This window comes from Lysinibacillus sphaericus (genome assembly GCF_000600105.1).
GTDB classification, from domain to species: domain Bacteria; phylum Bacillota; class Bacilli; order Bacillales_A; family Planococcaceae; genus Lysinibacillus; species Lysinibacillus sphaericus.
The window spans coordinates 3652182-3673263 of the sequence record NZ_CP006837.1 but is presented as its reverse complement, the minus strand read 5'-3'; the positions used below and the strand labels follow the sequence as shown (position 1 = coordinate 3673263).

The following is a 21082-nucleotide window of genomic DNA, read 5'->3' as shown; positions in this document are numbered from 1 at the left end:
ATTCGTGAACGGAGGAGAAATAATGGCTAAAAAAATGCCGGATATTGGCGATTACAAATACGGATTCCATGACAAGGACGTATCAATTTTCCGTTCAAAACGTGGTTTGACTGAAGAAATCGTCCGTGAAATTTCAAATATGAAGCAAGAGCCAGAGTGGATGCTTGAATACCGCTTAAAAGCGCTTGAAACTTTCTATACAAAACCGATGCCACAATGGGGTGGCGACCTTGGCGATTTAGATTTCGATGAGATTACGTACTACGTAAAACCATCTGAAGCTACGCAAAAATCTTGGGATGAAGTACCTGAAGAAATTAAAGCAACGTTTGATAAATTAGGTATTCCTGAAGCAGAGCAAAAATATCTTGCTGGTGTATCAGCTCAGTACGAATCTGAGGTAGTATACCACAACATGAAACAAGATCTTGAAGACCTTGGTATTGTGTTTAAAGATACTGATTCAGCTTTACGTGAAAACGAAGAGATTTTCAAAAAATATTGGGGCAAAGTAATCCCATACACTGATAACAAATTTGCTGCATTAAATTCAGCTGTTTGGTCAGGTGGTTCATTTATCTACGTGCCACCAGGTGTAAAAGTGGAAACGCCTTTACAAGCATACTTCCGTATTAACTCTGAAAACATGGGGCAATTTGAGCGTACGTTAATTATCGTTGATGAAGGCGCACACGTGCATTATGTTGAAGGATGTACTGCTCCAGTTTATACTACAAACTCTTTACACTCTGCAGTTGTAGAGATTATCGTCGAAAAAAATGCTTACTGCCGTTATACAACGATTCAAAACTGGGCAAATAATGTTTACAACTTAGTAACTAAACGTACAGTTGTTGAAGAAAACGGTACGATGGAATGGATTGACGGTAATATTGGTTCAAAATTAACGATGAAATACCCAGCTTGTATCCTAAAAGGTGAAGGCGCTCGTGGTATGACATTATCAATTGCATTAGCTGGTAAAGGACAACACCAACATGCTGGGGCAAAAATGATTCATATGGCACCGAATACATCTTCTACAATCGTTTCTAAATCGATTGCCAAACAAGGTGGTAAAGTAACATATATGGGTCAAGTTCGTTTCGGTCCTAAAGCAAGTGGTGCACGTGCTAACATTGAATGTGACACGTTAATCATGGATAATCAATCTACTTCGGATACGATTCCATACAACGAAATCTTAAATGATAATGTTTCTTTAGAACATGAAGCGAAAGTTTCAAAAGTGTCAGAAGAGCAACTATTCTACTTAATGTCTCGTGGTATTTCTGAAGAAGAAGCAACAGAAATGATCGTAATGGGCTTTATCGAACCATTTACGAAAGAATTACCAATGGAATACGCAGTAGAAATGAACCGTCTTATCAAGTTCGAGATGGAAGGTTCAATCGGCTGATTTTTTGTTGATGTACATGCGACTAGAGCTATTTTAGCTTTAGTCGCTTTTTATTTTTGTAAGTATTTGCACTGGAAAGTGTATGCTATCATTAGGTACATAGGGAGGGAGTCTTATGATTCGAATTGGGTTAACAGGCTGGGGCGATCATCCTTCGTTATACAGTGGTGTGACTGCCTCAAAGGACAAATTATTTGATTATGCAGGTCATTTTTTAACAGTAGAAGTAGACACATCATTTTATGCTATTCCATCAGTTGATAATGTACGGAAATGGTGTGAACTAACACCACATTCATTCCGTTTTGTTATAAAGGCTTATCAGGGAATGACCGGTCATTTACGTGGGGAAATCCCCTTCGAATCCAAAAATGATATGTTTAACGCGTTTATTGAGTGTGCCAATGAATTTAAACGGCATGGAAAATTAGCGATGGTACTCGCACAGTTTCCACCATGGTTTGATTGTCAGTCAAAAAATGTCCAATATTTATTGTATATTAGGCAACAATTAAAAGAGTTCGATGTGGCAATTGAATTTCGTAATCGCACGTGGTATGCAGACAAGCTTGTCCAGCAAACAATGGATTTCTTGCAGGATCATCAATTTATTCATACGATTTGTGATGAACCACAAGCGGGTATTGGCTCTGTTCCCTTTTACCCTGAAGTAACGGCAAATAGGGCACTTGTACGCATTCATGGTCGTAATATTCATGGTTGGCGTAATACTGGCAATATGAAAAACTGGCGCAAAGTTCGATTTCTATATGATTATAATAAAGAAGAATTGCAACAACTCAGCCAGCATATTCAAGCTATACAGCCAAAGGTACAGGAGTTATTTGTGTTATTTAATAATAACTCAGGGTTGCATGCTGCGAAAAATGCAAAGGAGCTTCAGGAGCTATTAGCTATACGAGATGTTGGTTTAGCACCAAAACAATTAAATATGTTTGAAGGAGAAATATAATGGAGTTTATTCTTTTAGTTATCATTGCACTAGCATCGGGGCTAATCGGCTCTCTTGTTGGGCTAGGTGGAGGGATTATTTTAGTACCGGCTACTTTATTTGTTGGGTTAAATCTTGGGTTGCTTCCAGATATAACACCGCAAAAGGTGGTTGGGCTATCTGTTGTGATGATGATTTTCACCGGGCTAGCATCAACATTAAGCTACATGAAATCCAAAACGGTGGATTATAAAAGTGGTTTTATATTTTTTTTAGGTAGTGTTCCAGGAACAATGGTAGGTGCATGGGTAAATAAAGGATTGGATTTACCTTCATTTAATTTATATTTTGGGTTATTGTTAATTGTTATATCGATTATTTTACTTGTACGCGATAAATTGAAACCTGTACAATGGTTTGTGAAAAATGGTACACAACACCAGTTTATCGATGCATCGGGACAAACATATGTTTACGGCTATCCGATTTGGTTTGCGTTGTTGTTCTGCTTTGCAGTTGGCTTTGCATCAGGATTATTTGGTATTGGTGGCGGCTCGATGGTTGTGCCTGCAATGATCATATTATTTTTATTTCCACCACATGTGGCAGTGGCAACATCCATGTTTATGGTGTTCTTAACATCCATTGTGAACTCCGCAAGCCATATTTATTTAGGGCATGTACCATGGCTTTATACGATTCCAGTTATTCCTGGGGCTTATATTGGAGCTAAGTTAGGAGCAGCACTCAATAAAAAAATTAAATCAGATACACTTGTCCTGGCACTTCGAATTATTTTATTATTATTAGGAATTCGTTCCATTATAGAGGGCTTATTGTAAAGAAGAGGTGGCTGGAATGCTAGAAAAAATTCATATTTTTCACACAAATGATTTGCATAGTCATTTTAAGTATTGGCCACGCATGCAAAACTATGTCAATGCGCAACGTGCTCAATATGCAGCTCTAGGGGAAACTAGCTTTTTAGTTGATGTTGGAGATCATCTAGATAGGTCAAATATTTATACAGATGCGACTATTGGTAAGGGAAATGTCCAATTATTAAACGATGCAGGTTATGATGTTGTGACAATCGGTAACAATGAAGGCATTACACTGTCTCATGATGAGTTGTTTCATCTATATGATGACGCGCTATTTGAAGTCGTAGTGGCGAACGTTAATGCCTCGAAGGGACAAAACCCAATGTGGCTAAAGCCTTACGTTGTGTTAACTACAAAAAATGACACGAAAATCGCGGTTATTGCAGCGACAGCTATGTTCGAAATTTATTATAAGGAATTGCAATGGCAAATAGACGATGCACGAAGTTCCCTTATTCGATTAACCCATCAACTGCGTAAAGAAGTAGACATTGTTGTTTGTCTGTCACATTTAGGAATTACTGAAGATGAACTGCTCGCAGAGGAATGTCCTGAGATTGATGTTATCTTTGGGTCTCATACGCATCATACATTGCCAAATGGGAAGTTCATCAATGGTGTATTGCTTACTGGCGGAGGAAAATTTGGCCAATATACTGGACATCTCGTGATAGAATATGATAAAAAAACGAGAGAAATTGTTGAAAAAAAGGATACTTTAATTCATAATAAGGACTTGCCAATTGTTGAAAATGAAAATGAATTTTTGCTAACTTTAGAAGAAGAAGGCAAAAGGTTATTAGACAAGCCTGTATTTTCAACAGAAAAAATGTACAATAAAGAATGGTTCCATTACTCACAATTATCTCACTTATTTGCGCATGCAATTATAGAAAAAAGCGATGCAGATTGTGCGTTATTTAATGCAGGGATTTTTTTAGAGGGCCTTCCAAAAGGAACGGTAACCGCGCTTGATTTACATAAAATTTTTCCACATCCAATTAATTTATGTACAATCGAATTGTCGGTATCTGAAATAAAAGAGATTTTTCAGCAATCGAAAAATGAAGAGTGGCCCAATATGGAGCTTAAAGGATTAGGGTTTAGGGGCGTTGTTTTTGGTAAGATGCTGACGTATGGCTTTGCAATGAATGAGGAGCGTCAATTGCTCATTAATGGAAAGATTGCAGATAATGAACGTACTTATAAATTAGTAACGCTGGATTTGTTTACGTTCGGTTATTTTTATCCTAGCTTTAAATATGCAAAGAAAAAATATATTTTACCTGATTTTTTACGAAACATTATGTTAGATTATGGGCAAAGTTTCTTTAAGCGATAGATAAAATGCTTTAAGAATGGATTGGGGAAGAAGTCATGCGATTAATTTCAATCGATGTATTAAAAGAAGGAATGGTACTAGGAAGAACCATTTGGAATGAGGCAGGTCATCCACTTTTAAAGAAAGACGTTGTCATTAATGAACGTATTATTGAAAGACTTCAACAGTTGAATACGCATTATTTATATATTGATGACAAAATTTCTGAAGGCATTGAAGTCAAGGAGACAGTTCCTCCTGATGTCCGGAATAAAGCCATTTCAACTATTAAAGATTCTTTCCAATCATTGAATGGTTTAAGTACGGTGAATGCCTCTTATATACTGGATCAACAGTCGAAAGCGATTGTCACGATTGTCGATGAACTACTCTCAGCTATTACGGGTAATAATGAAATTTTAACGGTTTTAACAGATGCTTATTTATTTGATGAATATTTATATCAGCATTCTTTTCATGTGACTTTATACTCGATTGCAATAGCAAAAGAATTAGGTCATTCTGCTGAAGATCTTCGTTTAATTGGTATTGGTGCCTTATTGCATGATGTTGGAAAGCTTATGGTGCCGAAAGAGATATTAAAAAAACCAGGTCGCTTATCTCATGAGGAATTTGAGATGATGAAAATGCATACGCGTTACGGGTTTGATTTATTACGTAATTTGCATTCTATTTCCTTACTGGTTGCACATTGCGCTTTTCAACATCATGAACGCATTGATGGAAGTGGTTATCCACGTGGCTTAGTTGATTTTGAAATCCATCCATTTGCCAAAATAATTGGTGTAGCGGATGTATTCGATGCAGTGACGACAAATCGTGTATATCGTGAAAAAATGCTACCATCACAAGGGCTTGCCATTGTTGAAGCTGGCTCAGGCACTATTTATGATGCACGAATTGTTAATGCATTAAAAAGATCGGTTGTCCATTATCCGAATGGGCTGATTTTAAAATTATCAGATGGTCGCCGAGGCATTGTTTCTAAACAAAATACTTTGGATGCTGCTTTGCCATGGATTCGAATTTTTGAAGAGCGTAATGAATTACTTACAGCGACATATGAAATTAATTTAGTGGACTATCCAACTGTAAAAATTGATAGTATTGAAACTGATTATGTAGTACCAACGAGAGTCGTATAATTTGCTCCTTCTGTTCATACGTTGTAGAACAGGAGGAGATTTTTTTGTTTTTCCCTCGAAAAAGGATGAAATTGCGAACGAATCATAAAAGAGGAATGCAGCTCAATCGTTTAACCTTATTAATTGTCGCAAGTATTATTTGTATCGCATTATTTCTGTATTTATTAAATGAGCGTCTTAAACCCACATATTTGGAATATGCAGAAGTGCAGACGAATAAAATTGCGTCGTATGTTGTTAGTAAAGCCATTAACTCACGTACTTCTAACGTATTGGACGTTAATGATATAATCGAAGATGTACCATCTGGTACGTCAGTGACCACAAAATTTAATACAGAAATTATTAATAGAGTGCGTGCAGAAACACTTGAACTTGTGAAAATGTATTTAGAACAAGCTGAGCATGGAGAATTGTCCCATTTACCGGATTTAGATAATGTTGAATATGATGTGAATAAAATTCAACAAGGAGATGGTATTGTCTTTTTCGTTCCGCTTGCACAGGCGGCAGATATTCCTTTACTCGGTAATTTAGGGCCTAAAATACCCATACGTTTTCATGTAATTGGCAATGTCCATAGTAATGTTACAGCGGATATTAGAGAATTTGGTATTAATAGTGCGTATGTCGAAGTTGGCATTCATATAGAAGTGAATGTCCAAATAATTGTGCCATTTGCTAGTAAGTCAACGACGGTATCACAGGATATTCCTGTAGCAATGGGGTTAACGAGAGGACCAGTACCAAACATTTATACGAATGGCACAGATGCGGTACAGCCATCTATAGAAGTGCCGGTGCCATATCAATAGAAATGTTAGGTTGAGAGTAAATGTTAGTTGTTGCAGTTCGTGTAATATGATACATTGACAACAGTGATGGTAGATCATATTCAACAAAAGATTACTTTGATAGGGGCGAAATTGTATGACATCCTGTAAACCTACTAGCAATGAAAAAGAAGAACATGTAAGAAAACCTGATTGGCTTAAAATTAAACTAAACACGAACGATGAATATAAGGGTCTTAAAAAGCTAATGCGTGAAAAAAATCTTCATACAGTATGCGAAGAAGCACGTTGTCCAAATATTCATGAATGCTGGGGTGAGCGTCGAACAGCGACAATGATGATCTTGGGTTCAGTTTGTACGCGTGCATGTCGTTTCTGTGCTGTAAAAACGGGTTTACCAAATGAGTTAGACCTTGCAGAACCAGAACGTGTGGCAGATTCAGTAGCAATTATGAACTTAAAACATGTTGTTATTACAATGGTGGCTCGTGATGATTTAAAGGATGGCGGTGCAGAAGTATTAGCGGAAACTGTGCGCGCTATTCGTCGTAAAAGCCCTTTAACATCAGTAGAAGTATTGCCTTCAGACCTTGGAGGTATTAAGGAAAATCTTCAACTTCTAATGGATGCAAGACCAGATATTTTAAATCATAATATTGAAACAGTACGTCGTTTAACGCCAAGAGTACGTGCGCGTGCAAAATACGAACGTTCTTTAGAATTTCTTCGTTTAGCAAAAGAGATGCAACCAGACATTCCAACAAAATCATCTTTAATGATTGGTTTAGGTGAAACGCATGAAGAAATTTTAGAAGTAATGGATGATTTACGTGCGAATAACGTGGATATTATGACAATTGGTCAATATTTACAACCGACTAAAAAACATTTACCTGTAAAAAAATATTATTCTCCGATTGAATTCGGTAAACTTCGCAAAATTGCAATGGAAAAAGGTTTCAAACATTGTGAAGCAGGCCCACTTGTACGCAGTAGTTACCATGCAGACGAGCAAGTGAATGCCGCAACAAAAGAGCGTCAATTACAAGCCGAAGTGTAATGTAATTTAGTAGACCTAGAAAGGTGGTGTCACTTTGATCATTATTGAAGGATATGAATACGAAGTTGTTGAAGATTACCGTGAAGCTTTTCAGGAAGAAGTCTTTAAGGAGCGGTACTCAGATATTTTAGTCAAGTATGATTATATTGTAGGCGACTGGGGTTATAATCAATTGCGGTTAAAAGGTTTTTTTGACGATAAAAATCAGAAATCTACCTTTGATACAAAAATCAGTACGCTGCAAGATTACTTATATGAGTATTGTAACTTTGGCTGTGCTTACTTTGTTTTGCATAAACGCGGTAAAGCTATTATGCAGCCTGATGTTGTAATAAATGAAGCTACCGAAGTGACAAAACCAAATGACAATGAACAGATAGCAGAATAGCTAATAACAACCTGATGCCAAATGTGCATCAGGTTTTTTTATGCGATGACGGCCGTTGAACAATGAACAGCCAAGTATAGTGTGTGTAATTTGGATATAATAGTACAAAAGATTAGTGCTTTAGCATTTATTGATTCTTATTAAAGGTGTGATTTTTATAAAAAGAGCAGTCTTTTTAGATCGAGATGGGGTTATTAACGAAGTGTTGACGAAAAGAGTTAAATTTGTGAATAAGCCGCAGCAACTTTTTTTCCTACCTCATGTGCCAGAGGCGATAAAAAAATTAAACGACTTTTTTGATTTTGTCTTTGTTGTAACCAATCAAGGTGGCGTAGGCTTAGGATTTATGAAAGAAGGACAGCTCAAAAAAATACACATGCATATGACAAATGAATTAAAGACACAAGGTGCTATCATTCATGAAGTCGTGTATTGCCCTCATAAACCAAAAGCTGGTTGTGATTGTCGGAAACCAAATAGCAAGTTAATTGTAGATCTTGCTGAAAAATACAATGTGGATTTATCAAAATCTTATATGGTGGGGGATACAGATACAGACATTATTGCAGGAAAAAGAGCTGGTACAAAAGGCGTTTTTTTAGGTAAATATGATCCACTTGCGGATGCCGTATTCCCAGATTTAATAAGTGCTGTTGACTGGATAATTGAGGATGCATATTAGTTTTTTTGTTTAAGTATAAATCATTTAAAAAAGGAAAGTTTATAAAGTGGAGGTGATAATTTTGGCTAACGAAAAGCAAAAGCAAAAGAAAAAGCAATTAGACCGTGAAGAGTACGGATATGGCTTTGATATTAGTGTAGATGATTTAGCTGTTATTGGGCAAAATAAACAAGCGAAAAAACAAAATGATAATGAAAACAAAAACAAACCACATAATAAAGATAACCCTTCCACTTTAAATAAATAATGATACATCAGGGGTTCTATTTAGTGTAATATTCGATAGACATGATGGGATTTTGACAAAAAAATTTCGCTATATGCCAAAGGGTCTATTGCAGTCCCAAGCAAATGGATTAGCGAAATTTTTTTTATTTAAATCTTTTAAACAGTATTAGTTTAGTAATTCCCGTAAGTATTCACGCAGTTCCACTGTCTCTTCTTCAGAACGGTTGTATACGTGTTCAAGGTAGCCAGGTTCTTCTACGTCGTCTGGTCCTATAATCGCAAAACGGCCAAATTGGATATCCATCACAAGTACTTTGCCAAAGAAGCGGCTAGATTGTAAAATGGCTAAATCGTAGCGTAGTTTTTGTCCTGCAAAACTAACAAAGCGTGTTTTTGTATCTTCTACATCATCATATAAGAAAAAACGTTCCATCTTTTAATCTCCTTCCAGTCCTATAGATATGGTACTATAGAAGAGAAAAGACTATCAACTTTAAATGATTTGAATGGGGGCTTTCCTTGTGTATTTTGTAGATCGAAATAAAATCACAACAAACTTACAGTACTTAGATAAACTATTAGCTATTTTGGAGACAGAGGATAACTGGCTACAAAATGATATGAAGAAATTAGCGCTCGAACGTATTGGGCATAATGTGATGGAATCAATGATGGATGTAGGTAACTTAATGATTGACGGTTTCATCATGCGTGATCCAGGTAGCTATGAGGATATTATTGATATATTAATCGATGAAAAAGTCGTATCAACTGATATGGAAGCATCGTTAAAAGCTGTTGTAGGCTTACGTAAAATGCTCGTTCGTGAATTCGCATCTGTAGATATAGCAGAAGTTGTGACGGTTTTAACAGCCAGCTTACCGGCTTTAAAGCAGTTTGCACCAGCAGTGAATAACTACTTAACAAATGAGCTAGGTCCCGTATCAGCATTTTTACCTGAGGATCATCAATGAAAACCTATAAGGCTTATTGCTTTGATTTAGATGGCACTGTCTACCGCGGAAAGGAAGGTATTCCTTCTGCGGTTGCTTTTATACAGCAATTACAGCAGCAAGGGATTGAGCCGTTTTACGTAACAAACAATTCCTCTAAAACGAGAGAGCAGTTACAAGAAGCTTTACACGCAGTTGGCGTAGAAGCACCACTTCATCATATTTATTCAAGTGCTTTAGTAACAGCAAAGTATGTAGCTATGAATTTCCCAGACAAAAGAGTAGCAATGATGGGCGCTGATGGGATTCGATTGGCGTTGTTAAATGAAGGAATTGAACCTGTAGACAATGAGCCAGATGTATTTGTTATGGGCATCGATCGCACATTAGATTATATGGCACTGGCAAAGGCTACAATTGCTGTACAAAATGGTGCTGCCTTTATTGCAACTAATCAAGATATTAAATTTCCAACAGAATATGGATTTTTACCTGGAAATGGCTCATTTGCGCGCCTAGTAGGAGAGGTTGCTGGGGTTGAACCAATCTACATCGGGAAGCCGTCTGCTGCAATGCTCGACATCATTGCGTTAGAGCATTGTTTTACAAAAGATGAGATGGTTATGATTGGTGATAACTACGATACGGACATTATGTGTGGTATTCATTTTGGCTGTGATACCATTCATGTCAATACAGGTGTAACACCAACAAGCGAAGTTTTAACAAAAAAACAGCAACCTACTTATTTAGTGGAAACGCTGGTTTAAAATTTTGCTCGAGGTATAAATTAACAAAGGATGTTATGCCGATTTTGGTATAACATCCTTTTCATATGTGTAACTTTATTTTGTTAGGACTCAAACTTTTTTTAAAATATATTGATGGTATCCATGTTTTACAATTACCATAATGGATTTTCATCAATAAATTGATATATAGCTTTTGTGAGCTCCTCTGGTGAAGCAGCTTCTACTAATTCACCATTGACAATCGCGTAAAAAGATTCAGAACACTTTGTACAGTAGCTAAGGCAGCCATATTCCAAAACATCGATATTTGGATCGCGTTCGAGTATTTCATAAGTTTTTTGTGAGCCATTTGCTAAATTACTTACACAAAATTCAACCATTGGATTCATATGTTCACCTCACCCTTGATATGCTACTAGCTTTTGAAACGTTCGTCAATGATTTAAATTGATTGAGTTAAAGTCGTTCCAGTTTATATGAATGCTGACTAACCGTTTATTTGTAGTGGGGATGCAAATTATTGCAAGATACTTTTGGATGTCACCAATTTTAAGTTAAACTTTTCGAGTCGGCTTATTTATTACGGGGCACAAATTCTGCCGAAATGTAATTGACTTTGGCATAATTGTTGTGTGAAAATGCAAAGAAGTAATCGATATTGTGAAATCTTTCACAAAAATGCAATCTTATATTGTGAAACTTCTCACAATCGGTTATACTCATTTGTGGATACTTTGTGAACAATTATAATTAGATACATTAAAGGAGACTATTATGGGGAAATTAGTACTTTTAGGTGGCGGCTACGGCAATATGCGTGTCATGCTTCGACTTTTACCAAACAACTTACCTTTGGACACGGAAATCGTGTTAGTAGATAGAGCGCCTTTCCATAGTTTAAAAACAGAATTTTATGCATTAGCAGCAGGGACTTCAACAGATAAAGAAATTCGTGTAAGTTTCCCAGAGCACGAGCGTTTAACGGCTGTGTATGGTGAAGCCGTTGGGATTAACCGTGCTGAAAAAGTAGTCATTCTAGAGGATGGGCAACGTATTGAATATGATGATTTAGTTATTGGTCTAGGCTGTGAGGACAAATACCATGGTGTACCAGGTGCAGAAGAGTACACATACAGCATTCAGACGATGGCAAAATCACGTGCAACATTCCAAGCGTTATGTGGTTTACCAGCAGGCTCAACTGTCGGCATTGTTGGTGCTGGTTTAAGCGGTATTGAGTTGGCGAGTGAGCTACGAGAAAGCCGTGCTGATTTAAAAGTAAAATTGTTTGACCGAGGTTCACGTATTTTAAAAGACTTCCCAGAGAAGCTTAGTAAATATGTGAAAGATTGGTTTACGAAACATAATGTAGATGTTATTGCAAATTCTAATATTACAAAAGTAGAACCAGGGAAAATTTTTAACCATGAAGAGGAAATACCACTAGATGCAGTAGTTTGGACTGCAGGTGTGCAGCCTGTTAAACTTGTGCGTGAAATGGATGTTGAAAAAGATCGTCAAGGTCGTCCGATTGTCACGCAATACTTTAATGTGTTGGATGATGAGCACGTCTATGTTGTTGGTGACTGCGCTTCTTCTGACTTTTCTCCTAGTGCACAATTAGCGGAGGAGCAGGCGGAGCATATCGTAAAAGTATTACGTATGCGTTGGAAGGGTGAGCGTTTACCAGAAAAAATGCCTGATATTAAACTAAAAGGTTTCATGGGATCATTAGGTAAAAAACAAGGCTTTGCTTACTTAGCGGATACAACTGTTACTGGTCGTATTGCACGTTTAATGAAATCTGGATTACTATGGATGTACAAATACCAAAATGATTAATGCGTTGCTCATATTCTTTTGAGCATACTAGTAAATAATAAAAGGGATTGCTCAAAGGTAAACTTGTGAACAATCCCTTTCATGTATTATTAAACGGTTTCGTCTGGTGTAAAGCCAAGGTTTTCAAGGGCATTAAAGACCGGCTTTAATTGGACATACCCTTCTCCTACTACTTCATCATTGATGAGCACGAGTGGATAGAAAAATTCATCTTCTTGAATACGTCTAGCATAATCTAAATCACGTTCATTCTCAATTGGACCTTCAATATCGACATAACGAATAGCATAAGCTTGGTCTGGATATTTACGATCAATAGCGGCTTGCAACCACTCATATGTATCCTTAGAAGATGGTGCATTGACACAGCTAGCACAGATGACCGCAGTGCCATAAATTTCGATAATTGGTTTTGTTTGACCCATAGTATTTATTCTCCCTTGTGATTCTATATTGGATTTTTTCTGTTGCTAACATTATAATCATTATAAGGAAAGGAGTCGAGACAAATGGCAGAAGCAACAATTAACGACCAAGTTCAAGAAGTATTAGATAAATTACGTCCATTCTTATTACGTGACGGTGGAGACTGTGAATTAGTAGATGTAGAAGATGGCGTTGTAAAATTACGTTTATTAGGTGCATGTGGTAGTTGCCCTAGTTCTACGATTACATTAAAAGCAGGTATTGAACGTGCTTTATTAGAAGAAGTACCAGGGATTATTGAAGTAGAACAAGTTTTCTAACATTTACGTACAAAAAGTTCTAGCTAATTTTGGCTAGAACTTTTTTAATTTACGCTTGTCGAGATTTTTCTTTTTCTTCGCGAATCAGTGTCCATTGTTCCTTTGCCATATCGATAATTTTTGCTTCGCCACCAATACTTTGTTTCTCAATAACCTTAGAAAAGAAGCGTGTCGCATTTTCGATATCACCGATACGTCGTGATAGCTCGGCAATCATATACATAATGCGTACATCAGACATTTGAGTTGTGCTGTAATCCTCATTTGAATAGGAATCCATATAAAGATCTCGGGACATTTTCATAAAACGCTGCTCTTGACCTTCATTTTTTAATGAACGATATAACCACGCAAGACGTAAAGTTAGACCAGCAGTAGCAACGAATTTTTCTTTTTTAATCGTAGCGCATAAAAATGCTAATTTATAGGCTTGAATCGCTTGGAAGACCGTACGTTCACCTTTAAAATCATGGTGAATCCATTTTTCTGTAATTTGTGTCTTTATCTCATCTTGTACGCCAGGCGCAAAATATTTTGTAAAGTCCTCTGTAAAGGAGAAGCCACAATGCTCACAAACAAAAACATTGTAGTAAAGAGCATTGACATCGTCAGCATAAATCGGCTGAAAATCGGTTTCCGTATGATCCACTTTTATGAATTTAGAGCGTACTTTTAATGTTGGAAATTCTTTTTTACAATTAAGACATTGAATTTTTTTTTCATAATACGGTGAAATCTCCATAATATATACCTCTTTCATCGATGTAATTATAACTATTATACCAATAGATGCATTTAACACATGAATAAAAAATACTAATTAAGTGAAAATATCGGGAATTTTGCTAATAATCTACTTCAAGCTGAATGTTTGTCATACAATAGTCAAAATTGATATGATAAGTAAGAAGGAAGGTGATTGGGATGACAAGTTTAAAACAAGTAATAGACGTGACTGAAGCGGCTGCATTTCATATTAATGAAATGATGGAGCATAATGAGGAGCAAGGTTCTTTTTTACGCGTAGCTGTTAATGGTGGCGGATGTAGTGGTCTATCGTATGGCATGCATTTCGATAAAGAGAAAAAAGAAGACGATTTTGAAGATGTACAACATGGTTTAACGATTCTTGTTTCCCGCGAAGATGCGCCTATTTTAATGGGAACAAAAATTGACTATAAACAATCGTTAATGGGTGGTGGCTTCACCATCGACAACCCAAATGCCATCGCATCTTGCGGCTGCGGCACAAGCTTTAAAGCGGCAAAACGTGAAGGTACGCCTGAAGTTTGTGAATAATTAAACGTGATATAAATGTTGAAGAAGGGTTGTATAAGTCTATACATTCCCGATTATAAGTAAACACAACCCTAAATTAGCGTCGTTAGGGCTGTGAATACCAAGCCTTTTTGATTTGTCTGTTGCGGAAAGCATCACAAATTGAGGAGGCTTTTTTGTATGGTTTAAAAAGAGTAAACAAACACAATGTAGAAAGAATATCCAAAAACTTTGAACAATCAATTGACCTTATGGATTCTGCTAAAAATGCAAAGGGGCTTCGACCAAGAACATTAAAAGATTATCGTAAAGATTGGAGCTACTTTGTTAAATGGTTGGAGCAGACCTATGGGATTGAGACAGTTGATGAACTAGCACCACAGATTTTCCGTGATTATATTAACCACCTTAAGTATGATGCGAAAAAGTATGAAGGGCATAAATTTATAAAGGAAGAACAAGGGTTAGGATTGGCTGATACAACAATCAACATTTGATTACGAGTATATAAAGCAATGTACACCCATTTAGAGCGTGAGGGATTAATAGCGTTTAATCCTATGGCGTCTGTAAGGCTGATAAAGCAAGATATAGACCTGACAAATTGCTTTACCGATGAAGGAGTGAAGGAGCTTTTCAAACAGCCTGAGAAGCGTGATTACGTTGGCTTTCGTGATTATGTTGCTATGACACTTTTATTAGATTGTGGACTTAGAGCAAATGAGTTATTGAGCCTACGAGTGGCTGATATAGACTTTCAGACACGCTTCATAACGCTAAAAGCTGAGGTAAATAAGAATCGCAAGCCTCGTATTGTACCAATGTCAGGTCATTCAGTAAAGCTCCTCATGCAGCTTATTGGTGAAAATAAGAAGCATTTCACAACCGACAGAAGTTTTCTATCACAATGGGGAGAGCCTTTAGGGCAAAATCATTTCAATAAGCGTTTAAAATATTATGCTGATAAAGCAGGGATCAAGGGCAAAAAGGTTACTGCTCACGTTTAGCGTCATACATGGGCAAAGAATATGACACTTAATGGATGTGATTCTTTTACACTTCAAAAGATGGGTGGTTGGAGCGATATTAGGACAATTTAGAAGATACTTCCAAATGGATACAGACGATTTACGAAAGACGCATGATAGTTATTCACCTGTGATGAATATGTTGAATAAAAAGCAATAAGATTAAAGGAGCTAGAGGGGGTAGCTAAGGATTTGAGGGAGAGCCTTTAGTTTGATTGGCTGTCTATGTTATAGCTTCAAGGTAACTTGATTCTATGATGTAGATGGTCTTTTTGTGTAATTTAAAAATTTCTCATATTCCACTAGTATTGATTTGACAAAAAGATTTTTTTGTAATATGGTAATAAACAATTAATTATGTATTACTTTAATTGTATTAATTATTGTATTACAATTGAATTGGAGATGATATTAGTATGGAAAATACACCGAAAACAATCAGTTTTAGATTGGATGATGCAACACTTGAGAGTATGGAATATTTAAAAAAGAACTTATTTAAAGATAAGGAAGTTGGTAACTCAGAGTTAATTCGTTATGCGTTAAGCTATTTACAAAGTAGTTTTGGACGAGGTATGGCTGACAGTGAATACTTTTATGAGTTAGTTCAATCGTATATAAAGACAATTTATTTGAAAGCACCGTCAACAAACTTCCGAATGTTAGATGAGATACTTTACGCAATGGAAAATGCTTATGGAGAGTATACGGTAGAAGAAGTAGAAGAGCTTGGAAAGTTATATGATGAATTAAATCCAATAACTCTTGTACAACTAATTCGTTTTAAAAATAAAATTGTTCCTATAACGTTTTTAAAAATTATGGGACAAGATGAAGACGAGTTAGAAGATATGACTGAAACCAAATTAGCAGATTTAATTTTGCAAAAATTTTCGGAAGAAGAGTTTAGGAAAGAAGCAAAGAGGCTGTTCCATATAGAATCATGATTGTTAAATGCTCTTTAGAAATAGTTAGGCACTTACAGCAAAAGAAAGAGAAAATTATTTTCTAATTAATCTCATGTGCTTAGTTAATTAGCGAGCAAATCAATTACTAATATAAATAAAGACTATTCAGTAGTTGAATATCTCGCAAAATGACTATTAGCTAAAAGGAGCTATGTTAATACTTGTATAACGTTTTAGCTGATAGAGGAGGTTATTTTTTATTGAAAAACACAATATTTTATTCATGGCAATCAAATCTCCCTAATTCTTCGAATAGAGGATTTATAGAACAGTGTATAAAAAATGCTATAAGAAATATTAGAAATTCTAAAGATTTACATTTAGAAATGAGTATAGAAAGAGATACAAAGGGGGTAATTGGAACACCGGATATTGTTGATACTTTATTTAAAAAAATTGATTCTAGTAAATTATTTATCGCAGATGTTTCAATAATTAACTCAAATAGCAAAGAAAGAAAAACACCTAATCCTAATGTATTGTTAGAATTAGGATATGCGGCTAAATCTCTTGGATGGAATAATGTATTATGCTTTTTTAATCTAGATTATGGTAGTATAGAGGACTTACCGTTTGACATTAAATTTAGAAGGATTATAACGTACAGTTTAAATAATCGTGTTAAAGGTGAAGTTAGAAGTGAATTAGCAAAAATAATATCTGCGACAGTCGAAGAATTGTTTTTTAGTGGATTATTAGATGATGATATTAATGATTTTTTCAAAGTTAAGATAGATACACAGTTACTTACTGTTCTCAAAAGTATAGCCAATATAGTATATGGCTATAATTCCGAAGGGAATAATCTTAATCGTATAACTAGGCTATTAAATTTAAGTGAATCTGATATGCAAAATTTACTTTTGAATAAAGAATTTATTGGTTTTCAAGTCCACAAAAATTTTCGAGAAATAGAAGAGGAACTTACATTAATATTTAAGGATTTCGTATCTTCTATGTATTTTAAAAAAGAACTTGGAATTATTATTGCAAACATTATTAAATGGATAAAAAAATATAATAAGTTTATTTCTTTAAGAACGCACCCAAATTTATTTATACATACATCTAAAGTCAATTCAGAGTATTATTTACTTGATTCGAAATCTTTAAATCCTACAAACAAAGAAGGTTATTTATTGTTAAGGAAAATTGATGGTGAAAAAGGAATGGTAGTAGACTTTGGAGATATACAAGAAACTTCAAAAGTAGATAGAGCATTAGAAAGCGTTTATCTCAATGAAATATATTATATAGAATTTAGTGCTTGTATAAAAGAATTTTTGGGGTTAGTGGAGGTGTGGCTTGATAAGACTAATGGTGAATTTATTATTGATAATATTGAAAACTTCGAATTTAGAAGAGGTGAAAATCCCTATATAAAATCTATTGGAAATCCAATGCAAGAATCATTATTGATGATACTAAAAGAGGGAATTAACATTAATTATTATGAGCTATCTATATTTAATGCTATTAGTATTTTAAAAAGTTACGGATATATTTTTTCTGATGAAAGTTCTATTAAAAAAATTGTAGAGAGATATACAGCCATAAAGTTTAATTTAGAAGAAGAAATTACTTCACTTATTAATTATTCAACTGTTGAAAACCCTATTGACTTAATACAACCTTCTAAAGAAAACTTTGAGCTTTTAAAAAATAAAGAGTTAAAGTTAGATAGTATCTATATGCCACATATATTGGTTAAGAAAATAAAGGCATTAATACTCTTGCAAAACACTTCGGAATTAGAAATTGTAAAAGTGCACATTGATGAATTATTAAAAAAAATAAATGAAAATTTAGTAGTTTTATTACCAAATGTAATGGAGAGTTTTTTAAGAGAGGTAGCGGGAGGTAGATATTCCGATATTGATTTAGAGCAAGTTGCAGAAGAATTTGAAAATATAAGAAATTATCATGAAAAAGAATTGAATATTCTATTAAGAGGTTTGAAAAAGGTAGATATATTAAAAATATTAGAGAAATAAATATAAAGATAAAATTATTCCTTAATATAGTAGAATATTCATATAAATCATAGATATTAGTAGGAAGTGGGTTATTTAATGAGTATTACTGAGTGGGTACTACAAACTTATAATGCACAAAATAGTGGGCTTGAAAAAGCGAAAAATTTTACATTTATATGGAGTTTATTTGAAAATCATTCTAGAGGTAGTATTTTCAAGTCTAATAATATGCATATTAGTGATTTTGAAGTATGGGTAAATAGTTTAGATATTAAAACAGATAAATTTTCATTAGTTATCGAAGACAAAAATTCTAATAATAATATAAGTAATGGGTTAATTGATAATATCAATAAATCATTTAATCATTTTTATCAGAAATACGATAAAGATAAAGAAGTATTTTTGAATCTTGTATTTAATCAAAATGATGCAATGACACAAAGAGCGAAAGGGTATTTTAAAACTTTCGCAGAATCGATGGATAAGACAAGGATACAGTCGAAAATTATTTTTTTGTTTTATATTGCTAAAAGAATGAGAAATAAGTTTTTTCATGGTATCAAAAGTATTGAGGATGTTAAACAAGACTCTAAAGAGTTTGAAAAAATAAGTGGATACTTAATATCTATTATTTCATTAATAGAGAAATATGATTGAATTATTATTAATATATCAAATTTCAAGGTAATTAGATAAGAACTTGCGTAGTTTATAGAGGAGCGGGGTAAAATAAGGGTTTATCTCGTTTTTTATTTTGATATTAGTCTTTGTGTAAGACAAAATAACAATATTAAGATGTAGTTCAGGTAAGTCTTACATAGCATCTGTGAAGCTGTTGGAATATATGACCCTTATTGTGAGTGTGGTGAAACAGTGGATGCTTGAGGAGTTTGTTATGACCTAATGGAAGGGGGGCGTAGTTTCCGATATTGAGGTAGGGTGTCTCCTTGTATTGATGTGACCTGAATCATCCACACGAATTTAAGTTTCTAACGAAAGACTAATCACATTTAGTAATGGTTTTTCCACGTTACTTGGGGTACAATCGAATCAGCGATATGCACAATCATAGAGGCATGGGATACACAATCCACTCTGTGATTTACAATCCATCAAAGCATAAACAAACGTTGATATAAAAACATTTAAGGTAATTAACTTATGGGTGGTGGCTTCACCATCGACAACCCAAATGCCATCGCATCTTGCGGCTGCGGCACAAGCTTTAAAGCGGCAAAACGTGAAGGTACGCCTGAAGTTTGTGAATAATTAAACGTGATATAAATGTTGAAGAAGGGTTGTATAAGTCTATACATTCCCGATTATAAGTAAACACAACCCTAAATTAGCGTCGTTAGGGCTGTGAATACCAAGCCTTTTTGATTTGTCTGTTGCGGAAAGCATCACAAATTGAGGAGGCTTTTTTGTATGGTTTAAAAAGAGTAAACAAACACAATGTAGAAAGAATATCCAAAAACTTTGAACAATCAATTGACCTTATGGATTCTGCTAAAAATGCAAAGGGGCTTCCTATTCTTATTATAGTAACTGCGTAAGAGTGTTCCTTCTTAATAACAGGAACCCAATCTTATTTTTCTTTTATAAAAAAGAAACCTGTTCCATTTTCTTGTGGTATAAATCCTTCTTCAATGGACATTTTTTCTATAGTGTTTTGTTCATGTGCTGTAATTACAGCGGTAACATCCTTTTTTTCAGCTGGCTCCCCTTTAATAAAAAAGAAACCTGTTCCATTTTCTTGCGGTACAAATCCTTCTTTAACGGACATATTTTCTACCATTTTTTGTTCTTCTTTTGTTATAACCGTAGTAATATCTGTTTGTTCTTTAGCTGATCCTATATTGTCTTTTGCAAAACCAATTGTCAATGCTAAAACGCCTGTTAAACCAATAGTGAAGACTAACTTTCCTTTCATATAAAAACCTCCATTTGAATGTAGTTTGAACCAATAATATATTTCTTTATCATTTTTCCTTACACAATTTTATAAAGCAACTTAGAACTTCTCCGTTAGAGTTTCTCAATTTTTATTGTTATATTTTCTTCGCTAATTGTGATGTTTTCTGTTTCAGATACTTTCTTTATAGAATCTTTAATTATTTGTTTAATCATCTTATCATCAACTTTTGTATTCTTTGGAAAGCTTATTGATATATCAATAATTCCTTTAACGGGACTACCACTTACCATTATTCCTTCTATTGACTCACTATCCAATTCCGTTTGTTCTGTAATAGATGCCATTATTTCTGTTTTAAATTCTGAAATTAAATTTAATTCTTTTGATTCTGACATTACATTTGCATCATTTTCCTTGTTTTCCGTAATATCTATAATTTCCTCTTTATTGCAGCCAACTAACAAAATTGAACTAAAAACCATTCCTGAAAGCATAGCTTTTTTTAACACTTATACTCCTCCTTTATAAATAAATTACATATTTTGAAAAAATATCAATATTAAGTTTAACGATATATATTGGCGAAAGTTTCAATTTAAACATAATATCTTACCTTATTGAATTGATAAAAGTGAGTAAAGATATACACATAGAAAGACTAAGGTATTTTCTAGAATGCCTTGATATTCATTTACAAAGTATATCGAGGTTGTGCACATTTGA

General features: G+C 34.6%; 27 protein-coding genes and 1 pseudogene. 22 read left to right on the top strand and 6 right to left on the bottom strand.

Annotated features, from left to right (window positions below; all coding sequences use genetic code 11):
- Positions 1-22 precede the first annotated feature (22 nt).
- The 10 genes from sufB (at position 23) to T479_RS17825 (ending at position 8914) form a co-directional block, all read left to right on the top strand.
- Positions 23-1420 (top strand): Fe-S cluster assembly protein SufB, encoded by a 1398-nt coding sequence (gene sufB / locus T479_RS17870; protein ID WP_024362718.1) that lies wholly within the window; start codon positions 23-25, stop codon positions 1418-1420.
- Positions 1421-1535: 115 nt separating this feature from the next.
- Entirely contained in the window at positions 1536-2393 is an 858-nt protein-coding gene (locus T479_RS17865; RefSeq protein ID WP_025220404.1) for a DUF72 domain-containing protein, read from the top strand.
- A complete protein-coding gene (locus T479_RS17860; protein WP_025220403.1) occupies positions 2393-3214 on the top strand; it encodes a sulfite exporter TauE/SafE family protein in 822 nt (273 codons plus the stop codon). The genes T479_RS17865 and T479_RS17860 overlap by 1 nt, the downstream gene beginning before the upstream one ends.
- Positions 3215-3230: 16 nt before the next feature.
- On the top strand, positions 3231-4598 hold the full coding sequence (locus tag T479_RS17855; RefSeq protein WP_025220402.1) for a bifunctional metallophosphatase/5'-nucleotidase: 1368 nt from the start codon (positions 3231-3233) through the stop codon (positions 4596-4598).
- Between the two features lie 35 nt (positions 4599-4633).
- Positions 4634-5743, top strand: a complete 1110-nt coding sequence (locus tag T479_RS17850; RefSeq protein ID WP_024364829.1) for an HD-GYP domain-containing protein — start codon at positions 4634-4636, stop codon at positions 5741-5743.
- 44 nt (positions 5744-5787) lie between these two features.
- Complete coding sequence (yunB, locus tag T479_RS17845) at positions 5788-6558, top strand: sporulation protein YunB (RefSeq protein ID WP_025220401.1); 771 nt, start codon at positions 5788-5790, stop codon at positions 6556-6558.
- A gap of 115 nt (positions 6559-6673) precedes the next feature.
- On the top strand, positions 6674-7597 hold the full coding sequence (gene lipA, locus T479_RS17840) for a lipoyl synthase (RefSeq protein WP_024364831.1): 924 nt from the start codon (positions 6674-6676) through the stop codon (positions 7595-7597).
- Positions 7598-7631: 34 nt separating this feature from the next.
- On the top strand, positions 7632-7985 hold the full coding sequence (locus T479_RS17835; protein ID WP_024364832.1) for a YutD family protein: 354 nt from the start codon (positions 7632-7634) through the stop codon (positions 7983-7985).
- Between the two features lie 157 nt (positions 7986-8142).
- Complete coding sequence (locus tag T479_RS17830; RefSeq protein ID WP_024364833.1) at positions 8143-8667, top strand: D-glycero-alpha-D-manno-heptose-1,7-bisphosphate 7-phosphatase; 525 nt, start codon at positions 8143-8145, stop codon at positions 8665-8667.
- A 61-nt stretch (positions 8668-8728) separates the two neighbouring features.
- Positions 8729-8914, top strand: a complete 186-nt coding sequence (locus T479_RS17825; RefSeq protein ID WP_370510647.1) for a hypothetical protein — start codon at positions 8729-8731, stop codon at positions 8912-8914.
- A gap of 147 nt (positions 8915-9061) precedes the next feature.
- Here T479_RS17825 and T479_RS17820 read toward each other — a convergent pair whose 3' ends face one another.
- Positions 9062-9328 carry a DUF3055 domain-containing protein gene (locus T479_RS17820; protein WP_024364835.1) on the bottom strand — a complete coding sequence of 89 codons (267 nt, stop codon included), beginning with the start codon at positions 9326-9328 and terminating at the stop codon, positions 9062-9064.
- Positions 9329-9416: 88 nt separating this feature from the next.
- Here T479_RS17820 and T479_RS17815 point away from each other — a divergent pair, with 88 nt between their 5' ends.
- Positions 9417-9869: a DUF86 domain-containing protein gene (locus T479_RS17815; protein ID WP_024364836.1), complete on the top strand. Its 453-nt coding sequence runs from the start codon at positions 9417-9419 to the stop codon at positions 9867-9869.
- Positions 9866-10618 (top strand): TIGR01457 family HAD-type hydrolase, encoded by a 753-nt coding sequence (locus T479_RS17810; protein ID WP_025220400.1) that lies wholly within the window; start codon positions 9866-9868, stop codon positions 10616-10618. Before T479_RS17815 ends, T479_RS17810 begins: the two co-directional genes overlap by 4 nt.
- Positions 10619-10752: 134 nt before the next feature.
- On the opposite strand, the gene T479_RS17805 is transcribed toward T479_RS17810, so the two are convergent.
- Complete coding sequence (locus tag T479_RS17805; protein WP_024364838.1) at positions 10753-10989, bottom strand: YuzB family protein; 237 nt, start codon at positions 10987-10989, stop codon at positions 10753-10755.
- Positions 10990-11374: 385 nt separating this feature from the next.
- On the opposite strand from T479_RS17805, the gene T479_RS17800 reads away from it, so the two are divergent.
- Positions 11375-12442, top strand: a complete 1068-nt coding sequence (locus tag T479_RS17800; protein ID WP_024364839.1) for an NAD(P)/FAD-dependent oxidoreductase — start codon at positions 11375-11377, stop codon at positions 12440-12442.
- Positions 12443-12531: 89 nt separating this feature from the next.
- Here T479_RS17800 and T479_RS17795 read toward each other — a convergent pair whose 3' ends face one another.
- Positions 12532-12867, bottom strand: coding sequence for a YuzD family protein (locus tag T479_RS17795; RefSeq protein WP_025220399.1), 336 nt, complete (start codon positions 12865-12867; stop codon positions 12532-12534).
- Between the two features lie 84 nt (positions 12868-12951).
- On the opposite strand from T479_RS17795, the gene T479_RS17790 reads away from it, so the two are divergent.
- The gene (locus T479_RS17790) at positions 12952-13188 is read left to right on the top strand and encodes a NifU family protein (protein ID WP_024364841.1); all 237 of its coding nucleotides are present in this window, start codon (positions 12952-12954) and stop codon (positions 13186-13188) included.
- Positions 13189-13237: 49 nt separating this feature from the next.
- Here T479_RS17790 and T479_RS17785 read toward each other — a convergent pair whose 3' ends face one another.
- Positions 13238-13930, bottom strand: a complete 693-nt coding sequence (locus tag T479_RS17785; protein WP_025220398.1) for a DUF2225 domain-containing protein — start codon at positions 13928-13930, stop codon at positions 13238-13240.
- 182 nt (positions 13931-14112) lie between these two features.
- Here T479_RS17785 and T479_RS17780 point away from each other — a divergent pair, with 182 nt between their 5' ends.
- From T479_RS17780 to T479_RS24220, 8 genes and pseudogenes are all read left to right on the top strand, one after another.
- Positions 14113-14487, top strand: coding sequence for a HesB/IscA family protein (locus tag T479_RS17780; protein ID WP_024364843.1), 375 nt, complete (start codon positions 14113-14115; stop codon positions 14485-14487).
- Between the two features lie 155 nt (positions 14488-14642).
- On the top strand, positions 14643-14963 hold the full coding sequence (locus tag T479_RS24125) for a site-specific integrase (RefSeq protein ID WP_227665375.1): 321 nt from the start codon (positions 14643-14645) through the stop codon (positions 14961-14963).
- 18 nt (positions 14964-14981) lie between these two features.
- On the top strand, positions 14982-15473 hold the full coding sequence (locus T479_RS24120; RefSeq protein ID WP_227665374.1) for a tyrosine-type recombinase/integrase: 492 nt from the start codon (positions 14982-14984) through the stop codon (positions 15471-15473).
- A 437-nt stretch (positions 15474-15910) separates the two neighbouring features.
- Entirely contained in the window at positions 15911-16441 is a 531-nt protein-coding gene (locus tag T479_RS17770; RefSeq protein WP_025220397.1) for a hypothetical protein, read from the top strand.
- Between the two features lie 221 nt (positions 16442-16662).
- Positions 16663-18456 (top strand): hypothetical protein, encoded by a 1794-nt coding sequence (locus T479_RS22975; protein WP_025220396.1) that lies wholly within the window; start codon positions 16663-16665, stop codon positions 18454-18456.
- 78 nt (positions 18457-18534) lie between these two features.
- Positions 18535-19098, top strand: a complete 564-nt coding sequence (locus T479_RS17760; protein ID WP_025220395.1) for a hypothetical protein — start codon at positions 18535-18537, stop codon at positions 19096-19098.
- A 501-nt stretch (positions 19099-19599) separates the two neighbouring features.
- Positions 19600-19710: pseudogene (locus tag T479_RS24115) on the top strand (iron-sulfur cluster assembly accessory protein); the annotation flags it as partial.
- A 155-nt stretch (positions 19711-19865) separates the two neighbouring features.
- Positions 19866-19997, top strand: a complete 132-nt coding sequence (locus tag T479_RS24220) for a hypothetical protein (RefSeq protein ID WP_265101550.1) — start codon at positions 19866-19868, stop codon at positions 19995-19997.
- Between the two features lie 32 nt (positions 19998-20029).
- Here T479_RS24220 and T479_RS17755 read toward each other — a convergent pair whose 3' ends face one another.
- Together T479_RS17755 and T479_RS17750 are read right to left on the bottom strand one after the other, a co-directional pair.
- Positions 20030-20374 (bottom strand): hypothetical protein, encoded by a 345-nt coding sequence (locus T479_RS17755; RefSeq protein ID WP_025220394.1) that lies wholly within the window; start codon positions 20372-20374, stop codon positions 20030-20032.
- 95 nt (positions 20375-20469) lie between these two features.
- A complete protein-coding gene (locus tag T479_RS17750; RefSeq protein WP_025220393.1) occupies positions 20470-20868 on the bottom strand; it encodes a hypothetical protein in 399 nt (132 codons plus the stop codon).
- Positions 20869-21082 lie beyond the last annotated feature (214 nt).